Below are 12,709 nucleotides of genomic sequence, written 5' to 3' on the forward strand. Positions count from 1 at the left end.
TAATGCACACTTTTTGCACTATTTTGGGGGCTAAAAGATTTGTCAAATGAGTCGCCAAAGTATAATAGTGTAGGTGAGGTCCTTTTGTAACCTGAACCTGGTATTTTGTCGGTTTGGGTAACTTGTGGCTCACCATTTTCTTAAGGTTTGAGAATGCAATAAAAAAGAGCAGGGGAGATTAGATGCATCCATATTACAAACAGTATCAGTGGTCAAATGTCTTTACCATGATTCATAATCTGAAATTAGAGCCAAAAATTTGCATGGATGATTGCCCTCATCGACTGGTCGTGATCACCGGGGCGACATCGGGGATTGGACATGCTACTGCAAGAAAATATGCTTCTCATGGAGCAGATTTAATATTAATCAATCGGAATCAACAGAAATCGGAAGCAATATGTGAAGAACTGAAGCGTGAATTTCAGGTTAACTGCTCGTACTTTATGGCTGATTTTTCCAGATTATCCGACATTCATTCAACAGCCCGACATTTAGTAGCGCTTGAGAGAGACATTGATGTCTTAGTTCATAATGCAGGGGTGTATCTGACCCGGAAAACTATCACAGAAGATGGTCTTGAAACTGTCTTTCAGACAAATTACCTGAGTACCTTTATTCTGAATTATTACCTTCTGGAGAAATTCAAAGCCCAAAACAAAGGACGAATCATTTTTGTTAATTCGGAAGCCTATCGCTTTGCAGTATGGGGGTTGGATTTTGATGATTTATTCTGGAACAAACGTCGTTATTCGGGCATAAAGAGTTATGGCGCGGCGAAGTTGGCGCAGTTGCTTTCGATGATTGTATTGGATGAATATTTTCAGGGTACCGGTGTAACCGTGAATGCCATGCATCCCGGAAATGTCAGAACCAATAGTGGACAAAGCAACGGATGGCTTTATAAAAAGTTCAAGAGCCTGTTCATTGATCGGTTTGCCCGTCCCATTGATGATGCCGCCGAAGCCCTTTACTATTTGGGGGTTTCCCCCGAAGTGGAAAATGTTTCAGGCAAATTTTTCAACCTCACTACCGTCGAAGAACCCGCTCCGCCAGCGCTGGATCGTGATGCTGCCATGAAGTTGTGGAAAATCAGCATGGAGTTGGGAGGTTTTCATGAACAAAAATAAAAAGCGAGTGGTCATTGTAGGAGCAGGGATGGCAGGACTCACGGCGGCGGCATATTTAGCCCGGGAAAATTATGAGGTTCTGTTACTGGATAAAAATGATCGGGTTGGGGGACTGGTGGGTACTTTTGAAAGCAAGGGCTTCTTTTTCGACTCAGGACCCAGGGCTTTTGTCAATTCCGGAATCATCCAACCTATGCTAAGACATTTGGGGATTCAATGGGACTTTATCAAAAATACAATTTCTATTGGAATTGAAAACGATCTGTTCAGTATCCATTCAATGGATGATTTACAGGAATATCGACGAGTCTTAATACAACTCTATCCTGAGCACAAAACGGAAATTGACCAAATCATTGCTGATATTGCCCAAATCTCGGAATACACCCGGGTATTATATGAATTTGACAATCCCAATTTCGTGGATTTCAGGAAGAACAGGGCTTTCATCTTCAGGAAACTTATTCCGTGGACGTTCAAGTTTTTGCACGCGCTGGTAAAACTCAATCAATACAACATGCCAATGGAGGATTTTCTCAAGAGGCGCACATCCAACCAGTCTTTGATCGATATCTTAATCCAGCACTTTTTCAGAAAAACCCCTGCGCATTTTGCCCTGGGATATTTTTACGTGTATCTGGACTACTTCTACCCGAAGGGCGGAACAGGAGTTTTGAGCAATCTCTTGAAAGAAAAGGTCCTGGAGTGGGGTGGAGAGATCGAGGTAAATAAGACTATCGTGGAAGTTGTCCCATCTGAGTCGAAAGTGATTGACTCAGAAGGCAGGGAGTATCCCTACGATGATTTAATCTGGGCGGCAGATTTGAAAACTTTGTACCGCATCCTGAAGCGAACGGGTCTGGATGCAAGAACTCTCGAAAAAGTCAACGTTGAGTCTCAGCGTAAACTGTCATCGAGAGGGGCTGAATCGGTCTTTATCCTGTACCTTGGGGTGAATCGTTCGCCTTCGTTTTTCCGGCAACATGGTGGAGAGCATTTGTTTTATACCCCTTCCAGGCAAGGACTGGGAGCCACGAATCACGAAGAGAGAGTTCGTCTTATTGAAGAGTTCGATCAATTATCGAAAACTGAAATTCTTGCGTGGCTGGAAAAATACCTCAGGTTGAATACCTTTGAAATTTCCGTGCCGGTTCTCCGAGATCCCTCGCTTGCTCCGGAAGGAAAAACCGGGCTTATGGTGAGTTGCCTTTTTGATTACGAAATCATTAAGAAGGTCGAACAAGCCGGCTGGTATGATGAATTCAAGGATTTCTGTGAAACTCACATCATCCAGATTCTTTCGGAGACAATTTACAAACAAATGGATGAGGATGTCCTCTTCAGGTTTTCTTCTACGCCACTTACCATCCAGAAAATCTCCGGAAGTTCTGAAGGAGCCATTACAGGGTGGTCATTTGAAACCCCTCCGCCGGTCATCAGTTCATTAAGGGATATCCCCGCCTCTGTCCTCACCCCCATCCCGCATATTTATCAGGCAGGTCAGTGGTCTTATTCCCCGGCGGGTGTTCCTATTGCCATGCTGACAGGCTGGTACGCCGCCCAAAATATTATCAAGCAGGCAAAGAAAAAGTGAATTGACCTTTCACGAATACCTTTTCAAAACTTTCTGCATGGTAAGAGACGTAATACCAGAATGATTAACTGTCCGTAATGGATTGCGAAATTGGACGTTTTGTTTATCGAATCAATCCAGGAAATTCGTCCCGGTATGGGGAGCTTAACATGTTTGCCAAAATAGTCATCCTCGGTTTTGCCTTGCTGGAGTTTTCCAATGTGCTGGCTTTGTATTTCTTCCCCGCTTCCCGACGAGCCAATGCGGTGGGGGTGTTCTCTGCTTGGGAAAAATCCCGGCAGTACCCGGAAATTCATGATTTTGTTCAGTATCTGGTTTACTGGGTAGCGGGGGCAAAATTAATTTTCATTTTTCTTCTGGTGGGTATTGCTATTTTCGGCGATGCCAATCTTCAACGTGTTAGCCTGATTGCTCTGGCGCTTGCCACGCTGTCTTTTTACTGGCGCTTATTCCCGCTCATCAGGAAGATGGATCAAAACGGGCAGATTACTCCCAGGAATTACTCAAAAACTCTCGGCATGATGATTTTTTCATTGATTATTTTATTTTTGATAGCGGCTTTAATTTCCTTTTGAGCCGGAAATAACGACAATCGCGTGGCATGGATGAGGCAGGCACCCGGGCACGTTGACGATTTTCTTCACTCGTCATAAGATACATCTTATGAGCAAGAGTATTCTGTTGATTGATGATGACGCCCTCATGCGCCGCAGTCTGGGATTCAACCTGGAGCAGGCGGGGTTTCAGGTGTTTACCGCCGCATCTGCTGAAGATGGGCTGGTGCTGGCAAAGCGTACCCCACCTGATCTCGTGTTGCTGGATATTAACTTGCCGGGCATGGACGGGCTGGATGCCTTGCGCCGCTTTCGGGAGGAAGTTGGCGCGCCGGTCATTTTCGTCACCGCTCGAAGGCGTGAACTTGATCAGGTGTTGGGGTTGGAGTTGGGCGCTGACGATTACATTACCAAACCCTTTGATTTTAACATCTTACTGGCGCGGATTAAAGCCGTCCTGCGGCGGGTTTCCGGAGGCGAGGAACGTAAGCCGGCGGAACCTCAACCCCTTCTGATTGGTGAGTTGAGAATTGACCCGTTAGCCCACACTGTTCATCGCGCCGGCAAGCCGGTTGATCTTTCTCCCCGCGAATTTGACTTGCTCTATACCCTGGCGCTGGAAGCAGGAAAAGTCGTTCCTGCAGATGAACTTCTGGCGCGGGTGTGGGGGGCAGAGTTTGTGGGCGAGCCGCAGGTGCTGTATGTGCATATCCGCTGGCTGCGGGAAAAATTGGAAGATGACCCGCAGAACCCACACTATATCCTGACTGTCAGAGGGGTGGGCTATAAACTGGTTGGAGGGGAGGATACATGAAAACCCTGCGCGCCCGCATGATCCTCAGTCACTTGCTTCCTATCGTCATCGTAGTGCCCCTGATTGGTATTGCCCTGATTTATTTTCTGGAAACCCGTGTGCTTCTTCCGGGCTTGCTCAAAGCCTACTCCGGCAATGCCGCGCTGGTGGCTGAAATTACCCGCGATCAACTGCGCATCTGGAGCGATCCCGTTTATGCTCAGACGATTCTGGCGCAGGTCAGCCCGCGTCTTTCCGCCCGGGTGATGCTCTTCAGCGCCAGCGGGCGTTTACTGGCTTCCACCGATCCCGCCGACTTGAAAAACCTCACTGATTACCTGATTCATCCTGCTTTGCAGGAAGCCCAGCAGGGAAAGATTGTGCAGAAGGTGTACTATAACCGTCAATTGCGTGGTGAAGCCCTGGATTTGTGGGAGCCGGTCTATGATTCCCAGTTTGGGGTGGTGATTGGTGTGGTGCGCATCACCTATTTGTTTGAGGATATTGGTGCGCAGTTTGTTCAACAGCGCCTGCTTATTGCCGGCGTATTACTGTTGGGGCTGGCAGTGGGTGCGCTGATTGGCTGGCGGCTGGCTGTTGGGCTGGAAAGACCGCTCAGCCGGGCTACCGAAGCCGTCAGACGACTGGCTGAAGGCGAGCCCTCTGAGATTGTGCCAACGGGTGGACCCCAGGAAATACGTGTGCTGGTGGAAGCCGTCAATGTGCTGGCAGAACGCCTGAAAAATCTGGAAAGTGCTCGACGCCAATTGCTGGCAAACCTGGTGCATGAGTTGGGGCGTCCGTTGGGCGCTCTGCGCTCTGCCGTTCAAGCCCTGCTCAACGGAGCGGTGAACGACCACGTTCTATCTGGGGAACTGTTGAATGGAATGGAAAATGAACTGGTGCGCTTGCAAAGCCTGCTGGGCGAATTGACCCACCTGTACGATCAGGTACTGGGAGATTTGGAACTGGAGCGCAAACCGGTTGATCTCAAAGCCTGGCTTGGTGAACTGATTGCTCCCTGGCAGGTGAATGCGGCGGAACAGGGTGTTCGCTGGGAGACGGTGATTCCGGATGAATTGCCTTCTCTCTCGATTGACCCGGTACGTATGGGGCAGGCGCTGGGAAATCTGCTCAGTAATGCCGTCAAGTTCACCCCTGCGGGTGGCCTGATTCGCCTCGAAGTCTCTCAAACCCCCGCTGAAGTGCGCATCTGCGTGCGGGATACTGGGGCAGGCATTCCACCGGATGAACTGGAAAAAATTTTTACACCCTTTTATCGTGGAACGCAGGGCAAGCGTTTTGTTGAAGGCATGGGGTTGGGGTTGAGCATTGCGCGGGATGTGGTCAAAGCCCATGGCGGACGTATTGACGTCGAAAGCATCGTTGGGCAGGGCAGTGCCTTTACCATTGTTTTGCCTCTCCAGGGATGATTTTTTCCTTTTCTCTCTAATTTTCCCCGAACACCATTGTTCGGGGAATTTTTGTCTTAAGGAAATCATAAGGTTGGGATGAGGTGTTCTTAAAGACTTAATGGAATTCTCTCGGGTATATTCGGAACAGGAAAAACCTGAAAAGGAGTGCGGAGCGATGATGCGCCGGATATTTTGGAGAGTATCACGACCTCGATGGGGACGAGCGGGCTCTCGATTCTGGCTTCGCAGAATACGGGAAGGGGGCTGGCTTTTCTTCTCCTTCCTGTTTGCCGGTCTGGCGTTGGTGGTTTTCCTGCTCTATGTGTTTAACTGGTTCTTCCGATAAAACATCCTTCAACAGGAGGCTCTATGGAAAAAATCACATGGCGTTCACTTTTCAAAACGGGAGTAGTTCTTCTAACCGTTTTCACGCTTGCGGCCTGTAATGCTTTCCCTTCGTTCCTTGAGGCTTTGCCGTTTGTGAAATCTTCAGAACCTTCTCCGAATCTTCAGGAAGCAACTCCGGTTGCTCAGAAAAATATTCCCACCCCGACTGCAGTAGCGCCCGGTGCAAGTGGTGTGCTGGCAGCGTATGAAGGGACTCTGGAGCAGGTCTATCAAAAGGTTAACCCTTCCGTAGTCAGTATTCGGGTAGTCTCCCAGGTTTCAGCAGTGCCGCAGTCCTTCCCGGATTTCCCATTCTTCTTTGATCCCTTTGGGAATTTGCCTGATACCCCTCAAATCCAGGAAGGGCAGGGGTCTGGCTTTGTTTGGGACAAAGAAGGGCATATTGTGACCAATAACCATGTGGTGGAAGGTGCGGACAAGATTGAAGTCACTTTTTCCGATGGTTATGTCGTTCCTGCTGAACTGATAGGCACGGATCCGTATACAGATTTAGCAGTTATCAAAGTGGACGTTTCTGCAGATCGTCTGGTGCCAGTTACGTTAGCAGACTCTTCCCAGGTACAGGTGGGGCAGTTAGCCATTGCTATCGGGAATCCCTTTGGGTTGTCCAATACCATGACAGTAGGGATTGTCAGCGCTACCGGGCGCACTCTGCCCGCTGGAGAGACGCGCTATTCCATTCCCGAAGTCATTCAAACCGATGCACCCATTAACCCGGGCAATTCGGGGGGCGTACTGGTGGATGCTCAGGGCAATGTGATGGGCGTGACTGCTGCGATTGAATCAACAACGCGCTCGAATGCAGGGATTGGATTTGTCATCCCCTCTATCATCGTGCGCAAGGTGGTGCCTTCTTTGATTGCCAATGGCAAATATGAGCATGCCTGGCTGGGTATTACCGGTACGTCACTTACTCCGGCGGTTGCCAAAGCCATGAAATTGGATGAAGAACAACGCGGTGCCTTAATTATCGAAGTGGCAAAGGACAGCCCTGCCGATAAAGCCGGTCTGCGTGGTAGTACAGAGGAAGTGAAACTGGATGGCAGTACAGCCATGGTAGGTGGAGATGTCATCGTGGCTATCAATGGTGAGCCTACCCAGACAATTGAGGATGTCATTGCCTACCTTGCCACCAAAACCAATGTGGGAGATCAGGTGAACATCACCATCCTACGTGATGGCAAGGAAAAGACTGTTTCGGTTACGTTGGAAGCCCGTCCATCTAGCAAGCAAACCGCCAGTGCAACGTCGGGCCAGGTCTATCTGGGGATCAGCGGCGTTGTGCTGGATGAAGCACTGGTTGAAGGCTTGAACCTGCCAAAAGACACTACCGGTATCCTTATCCAGCGGGTACAGGCAGATAGCCCTGCTGATAAAGCCGGTTTGCGTGGTGGCACCCGTCCGGTCTCTATCAATGGGCGTATGGTGCTGGCGGGTGGCGATGTCATCCTTGCGATTGACGATCAAGCCATCACCAGTCTGAAAGACTTGCAGGATGTGCTGGCTCAGCACTCCCCCGGTGATGTGGTCAATGTCACTATCCTGCGCAACGGTCGAGAGCGCACGGTAGAAGTCACCTTAGAGGCTCGTCCATAACCAGTTACAGGGTTTCTGTCTCCTCCTGAGAAAGCCGCCCCTCTCTTCCGGTGGAGGGGGGCGGCAACTTAAAACCTCGAACAGGGTATCAGAATGGCGTTTTTTGGCATAAATTCTCTCTTTCGTAAGGTTTTTGACGTTTTAACTGAAGTTCGGGCATAAGTTGGGACATTTGTAGTGTATAAAGAGCCTCCCAACCGATACACTTGGTTCGCAGCAACTAATCGGTAGGAGGCTCATCATGGATAAGTATATCCCGATGCGTTCTTTCATGGAGGAGTTTTTTGATGATGAAATCACCGCTACCAAAGCGGCAGAAATTGGGCAAGCCATGCTGGTGGCCCGCTCCTTGCGGCTGACCGAGATTGCGGGCAAAATGCGCGGCGGTAGCGCGGCCAGTTACAAACGCATCCAGCGCTTTCTGCAAAAGGTTGACCCACGGGCCATGCTCTGGCGTCTGTTTTGTGAACAAGCCGAGTATGTGATTGGCGCCCCGACCGAGATTGAACGTCCACAAGCCTGGAAGACGGAGTATGTCGGCACGCTCAAAGACGGCAAGACGCGAGGCTTCTGGGTGTTGCTGTTGGCCACACCCTATCGCGGACGGGCTCTCCCTTGCGGTTTGCTGACCTACTCGTCCAAGACCATCGCCGCTGACCGGTCGTCGCGCAATGTGAACCATGTCCGTGCGTTCGCCGGATTGAAAGACCTGCTGGGGGAGCGTCCGTTGGTGTTGGATCGGGAATTCAGTTACCTCGAATTGTTGCTCAATCTGGTCGAAGAGGGAGTGAACTTTGTCATTCGTCTGAACCTGGGCCACCATCCGCCCAGGTTCTGGGATGCCGAGGGCAGGGAAGTGGTCTTATCACTCGCTCCCGGTGAAAAGGTAATCCACCCATCCGTGTGGTACAAAGGCAAGGTATGCGTCAACCTGATCGGTGTCTGGAAGAAGGGCCTGGCTGAACCGTTATGGGTGATGAGCAACCTCGAACCCGAGCGGGCATGGCAGGTGTATCTCTGGCGGATGAAAATCGAGGAAACCTTCCGCGATTTGAAAGGACTGCTGGGGATGACCCGGCTGATGAATAAGCGACAGGAAAACATGGAAAAGATGGTAGCAATGCTGCTGTTGGTTTATGCGATTGCCTTGTTGATCGGTGAAGGCTTGCGAGACCGCCTGTATGGATCGCCAAACCAGCTACAGGAGAATGTTGATGTCGTTCTGCACAAGACGGGCAAGAAATGGCGGCGCTATTCGGGTCTGTTTATCTTGCTCAAACAGAAATGGTGGCTTCCACCCCGTGAGTGGCAGTCCATTGTCAAGGAGGCTTTGGCGTCGTTTGTTGCTATCGTTCGCCCAACTGTCCTAACTCATGTCTGAATTTCAGGTTTTAAAACTTGCGCGAATATTAAATCCTTGCTATAATGCGCAAAGAGCAAAGTGTTTTCTTTTTACTTCGTTGAAGGCATTCCCTGTCGGTTACTGGGGGGCAGGAGCCTGCGCTGATCCCGAACCATCCTGACAATTCAACCTCTCTTCCTGCGCTGGCAGGTGAAAACGCCTGTTAAAAACTCACCGAACGGAGTTCAGTAATAATCGTCCACTATGATGAATATCCTTGAATTGGAAAAAGAACCCCTGTCCAAACTACGGCAGTTGGGGGATGAGTTGAATATTCCCAACGCCCACCGTCTCAAGAAAGAAATGCTGTTAATCAAGATTCGACAGGTTGAAGCCGAACGGGAGGGCTTGGAGGTGCGTGGAGGTATCCTCGAAATCATGAACGAGGGCATTGGATTCCTCCGCAGTGATTATCGCGTGGGCTCAGACGACGTTTATGTCTCTCAGGCACAACTGCGTCGTTATGAGTTGCGCAGCGGTGACCTGGTGATCGGGCATGTGCGCCCCCCACGCGAAGGCGAACGGCATTACGGGCTGGTCAAAGTAGAGAGTATTAATGGTTTACCCCCTGAGGAAGCCCGCCGCCGTCCAAATTTTGAAAACCTGACCCCCATTTTCCCGGACAAACGTTTTGATCTGGAAACTGACCGTAACATTCTGGCAACCCGTCTGATTAACCTCATCGCTCCGATTGGGCGTGGCCAGCGCGGTATGATTGTCTCGCCCCCGAAAGCCGGGAAAACCACCATTTTGAAGCAGGTGGCGAATGCTATTTCCAGGAATTATCCTGAAGTGCATTTGATGATTGCTCTCATTGGTGAGCGTCCCGAAGAAGTTACAGACATGGATCGCTCGGTGGATGGTGAAGTGATTGCTTCCACCTTTGATGAGCCGGTAACCAGCCATGTCCGCGCTGCCGAGATTGCTTTGGAGCGCGCCAAGCGTCTGGTGGAGGTGGGGCGCGATGTGGTCATTCTGATGGACTCGCTCACCCGTCTGGCACGGGCTTACAACCTGGTGGTGACACCTTCCGGGCGTACGCTTTCCGGGGGTATGGACCCCTCGGCGTTATACCCCCCCAAGCGTTTCTTTGGCGCGGCGCGTAACCTTGAAGAAGGCGGTTCACTGACCATTATCGCTACAGCGCTGGTAGATACCGGTTCTCGCCTGGATGATGTAGTGTATGAAGAGTTCAAGGGAACTGGTAACATGGAATTGCATCTCTCCAGGCGTTTGCAGGAGCGGCGCATCTTCCCTGCGCTGGATATTGAACGTTCCTCGACCCGCCGCGAAGACTTGCTACTCAGCCCCGATGAACTCCAGCGCGTCTGGCTGATGCGCCGCATGTACCTGCAGATGACAGGTACTCCCCCTCAGGGGGCTGGAATGGATCCAGCAGTAGCCACTGAAGCCATTTTACAGCGCATGATTAAGACGCGCAATAACATGGAATTCCTGGAGACTCTGACCGAGGACCTATGATTCATAAATTAACAGGTTCTTCATCCCCTGTATCGGAAACTCCGGTAAGGGAGGCTTCCTCTCGTCTGGGGGTTACTTACTGGTTGTCGTGGATTCCCGCTGTGCTGATGGTGGCATGGTTGGGATATGTGGTGTTGCTCAAGGTGGGTGTGGTGGAAGCTGCACGTATTAACCTTGACCGTCAGGTTGAACTGGCAAAAGTTCTTCCTGCCAATGCTCAATCTGAAGCACAGTTACCCGACTTGACCTTTACTCAGCCGGTTTCGGTTTCCCGTGTGACCGAACTGGATACGCTGGTGCCTTCGCGTCCGCGCACCGAACCGCAAAAATATGTAGTTCAGGCGGGTGACTCGGTGTTCAGCATTGCCAAACAGTTTAACTTGAAGCCGGAAACCGTGCTGTGGGCAAATTACAACCTGCTCAATGATAATCCTAACATGCTTTCCATTGGTCAGGAATTGGTCATCCCTGCTGTGGATGGTGTGTTGTACGAACCCAAACCTGGCGAGACCATCGAAGATGTGGCAAAGAAGTTCAAAGCCACCCCTGAAGATATCATTTCCTGGCCTGCCAATAAGATTGACGTTGCCGATCCCAAACTGGTTGCCGGTCAGACCATTATGATTCCGAATGGACAGCGCGAAATGCGGTCCTGGGTCGTGCCGACCATCTGGCGTGCCAATTCCGGAGCCAACAAAACCGTCAATGCCGCGTGTGATACCAGCGGTGTCAATGTGTACGGTACCGGGTACTTCATGTGGCCCGCCGACAATCATTCCATTTCCGGCAATACTTTCTGGTCCGGACATTTGGGCATTGATATTGCCGCTGCCATGGGGGCACCCATTTATGCCGCCGATAGTGGTGTGGTGGTGTACTCTGGACCCATTGGGGGGGGATATGGTCTGATGGTCATGATTGATCATGGTAACGGTTTCCATACCCTGTATGCTCACAACAGCCAGTTGCTGGTACGTTGCGGGCAGGGGGTGAGTAAAGGTCAGGTGATTGCTTATGCGGGAAGCACAGGCAATTCAACCGGTCCCCATTTGCACTTCGAAATCCGTTATCTGGGCGCTTTCGTCAATCCGCTGGATTACCTGAGATAATGACAAAGGCAAACAATGCCCCCGCTTTCAAGCGGGGGCATTTGATTCTGTAATCCTCTTGGCTTAAGGTCGTGGGTTGAGCCAGTAAGACATCTCTTCTACTGCGATGGTGAAAGGTTCGCTGGAAGAATCGCTGGCCGCGTAAACCCCGAAATACCCGTTGGGGAAGGTATCATCGCTGACTTCACCGAGTAAAGTGCCGTTGACGTACATGATCAGGCGGTTGCCGAGCATCATCAATCCCAGACGGTTGGTGGCATTTGCTCCGGTGTTAATGGCATTGCTGGATGTCCAGTCTTTCAAACGGGTGAGTGTGCCTTTTTCGCCCAGGGTACCGTCCCATTTTCTCAGGGAATATTTCCCGTCACAACGCACGCCAAAGAGGTATCCCTGATTGGCATCCTTCAATACGGGGACACGCACGATCATGCCAAACTGGTTGTTGCCTGTGCAGGACTCGGTTTTTACCACCATTTCAAGGTAAAGGTTGGAGAAAGCCTCTCCACGGGGATTAGCAAGCCGCCAGCCCAGTTTGGTTTGCAGTCCTTTGAAAAGCATTTGCCCATTTCGAAACTCAATGGAAGTGAATTCGCTGTAACCGGTGGGCCAGTTCCATGCGGTTTCATCGTTCATGGGGTCGATGTCAGACGGATTCCCCAGACGGTTACGGGGGTCATCCGGCGACACTGTAGGGGTAGGACCTGTCGTGGGGGTCGGACCTGCAGGGGTGGCTGTAGCGGTTGGCGCGGCTTGAGTGGATACTTCGGTGGGTGTGGGAGGAAGGGGTGTGGCGGTGGGTGCTTGAGGTAAAGGTGTTTCGGTAGGAACAGGGGTAGGCTGAGGCTCACTGGCCGTGACCACTGGCGGCAGGGTTGCCGTGGGTTGGGTAACGTGCTCCGGTGTAGCCGTAGGCATGGTGGTGAGCATCAAAGCAATCTGAGTTTGCATTTCCACATCGGAAAGGGTGGGCTTGACGTTCTCGCCTGCAGGCGGTGTGCTGGAAGGTAGCACGCACCCGGTTAAAATCAAAGTCATCAGAAAAACAGTGAAGAAGGTCGTCCAGCGTTTCATGCATATACTCCTTGTGATCTTGTTCAATGACGAATGGAACAAAGGATAAGTTCCCTGGGTTACAAGATCATGAGTTGCAATCAGTATACCTGAAATTGAATTTTTCCGATATTTTTCTGCCCTGGCTCGAGTAAAATAGAGGTCAACCTGTCTTT

At 50.7% G+C, this 12,709-nt stretch carries 10 protein-coding genes; 9 read left to right on the forward strand and 1 reads right to left on the reverse strand.

The window, feature by feature from the left end:
- Window positions 1-182: 182 nt before the first annotated feature.
- The 9 genes from ANT_RS04640 to ANT_RS04680 all read left to right on the forward strand — a co-directional run bounded on the left by ANT_RS04640 (window position 183) and on the right by ANT_RS04680 (window position 11,483).
- The gene (locus ANT_RS04640) at window positions 183-1,130 is read left to right on the forward strand and encodes an SDR family NAD(P)-dependent oxidoreductase (RefSeq protein WP_013559353.1); all 948 of its coding nucleotides are present in this window, start codon (window positions 183-185) and stop codon (window positions 1,128-1,130) included.
- Window positions 1,117-2,724: a phytoene desaturase family protein gene (locus ANT_RS04645; RefSeq protein ID WP_013559354.1), complete on the forward strand. Its 1,608-nt coding sequence runs from the start codon at window positions 1,117-1,119 to the stop codon at window positions 2,722-2,724. The genes ANT_RS04640 and ANT_RS04645 overlap by 14 nt, the downstream gene beginning before the upstream one ends.
- A gap of 149 nt (window positions 2,725-2,873) precedes the next feature.
- Window positions 2,874-3,299: a hypothetical protein gene (locus ANT_RS04650; RefSeq protein WP_041454653.1), complete on the forward strand. Its 426-nt coding sequence runs from the start codon at window positions 2,874-2,876 to the stop codon at window positions 3,297-3,299.
- Window positions 3,300-3,387: 88 nt separating this feature from the next.
- Window positions 3,388-4,092, forward strand: a complete 705-nt coding sequence (locus ANT_RS04655; RefSeq protein WP_013559356.1) for a response regulator transcription factor — start codon at window positions 3,388-3,390, stop codon at window positions 4,090-4,092.
- A complete protein-coding gene (locus ANT_RS04660; protein WP_013559357.1) occupies window positions 4,089-5,504 on the forward strand; it encodes a sensor histidine kinase in 1,416 nt (471 codons plus the stop codon). Before ANT_RS04655 ends, ANT_RS04660 begins: the two co-directional genes overlap by 4 nt.
- Before the next feature lie 351 nt (window positions 5,505-5,855).
- Entirely contained in the window at window positions 5,856-7,490 is a 1,635-nt protein-coding gene (locus tag ANT_RS16095; protein WP_013559359.1) for a PDZ domain-containing protein, read from the forward strand.
- A 241-nt stretch (window positions 7,491-7,731) separates the two neighbouring features.
- Window positions 7,732-8,871: a transposase gene (locus ANT_RS04670; protein ID WP_013559360.1), complete on the forward strand. Its 1,140-nt coding sequence runs from the start codon at window positions 7,732-7,734 to the stop codon at window positions 8,869-8,871.
- Window positions 8,872-9,096: 225 nt separating this feature from the next.
- Window positions 9,097-10,374, forward strand: coding sequence for a transcription termination factor Rho (gene rho / locus ANT_RS04675; RefSeq protein WP_013559361.1), 1,278 nt, complete (start codon window positions 9,097-9,099; stop codon window positions 10,372-10,374).
- On the forward strand, window positions 10,371-11,483 hold the full coding sequence (locus ANT_RS04680) for a M23 family metallopeptidase (protein WP_013559362.1): 1,113 nt from the start codon (window positions 10,371-10,373) through the stop codon (window positions 11,481-11,483). The genes rho and ANT_RS04680 overlap by 4 nt, the downstream gene beginning before the upstream one ends.
- A gap of 63 nt (window positions 11,484-11,546) precedes the next feature.
- Here the strand turns inward: ANT_RS04680 and ANT_RS04685 are convergent, their stop codons facing one another.
- Complete coding sequence (locus ANT_RS04685) at window positions 11,547-12,554, reverse strand: hypothetical protein (protein ID WP_013559363.1); 1,008 nt, start codon at window positions 12,552-12,554, stop codon at window positions 11,547-11,549.
- Window positions 12,555-12,709: the final 155 nt, after the last annotated feature.

This window comes from Anaerolinea thermophila UNI-1, from assembly GCF_000199675.1.
Lineage (GTDB): Bacteria > Chloroflexota > Anaerolineae > Anaerolineales > Anaerolineaceae > Anaerolinea > Anaerolinea thermophila.

Coding starts and splice junctions, on each gene's coding strand:
- ANT_RS04640 (WP_013559353.1), top strand. CDS start 183: ATGCATCCATATTACAAACAGTATCAGTGGTCAAATGTCTTTACCATG.
- ANT_RS04645 (WP_013559354.1), top strand. CDS start 1,117: ATGAACAAAAATAAAAAGCGAGTGGTCATTGTAGGAGCAGGGATGGCA.
- ANT_RS04650 (WP_041454653.1), top strand. CDS start 2,874: ATGTTTGCCAAAATAGTCATCCTCGGTTTTGCCTTGCTGGAGTTTTCC.
- ANT_RS04655 (WP_013559356.1), top strand. CDS start 3,388: ATGAGCAAGAGTATTCTGTTGATTGATGATGACGCCCTCATGCGCCGC.
- ANT_RS04660 (WP_013559357.1), top strand. CDS start 4,089: ATGAAAACCCTGCGCGCCCGCATGATCCTCAGTCACTTGCTTCCTATC.
- ANT_RS16095 (WP_013559359.1), top strand. CDS start 5,856: ATGGAAAAAATCACATGGCGTTCACTTTTCAAAACGGGAGTAGTTCTT.
- ANT_RS04670 (WP_013559360.1), top strand. CDS start 7,732: ATGGATAAGTATATCCCGATGCGTTCTTTCATGGAGGAGTTTTTTGAT.
- rho (WP_013559361.1), top strand. CDS start 9,097: ATGATGAATATCCTTGAATTGGAAAAAGAACCCCTGTCCAAACTACGG.
- ANT_RS04680 (WP_013559362.1), top strand. CDS start 10,371: ATGATTCATAAATTAACAGGTTCTTCATCCCCTGTATCGGAAACTCCG.
- ANT_RS04685 (WP_013559363.1), bottom strand. CDS start 12,554: ATGAAACGCTGGACGACCTTCTTCACTGTTTTTCTGATGACTTTGATT.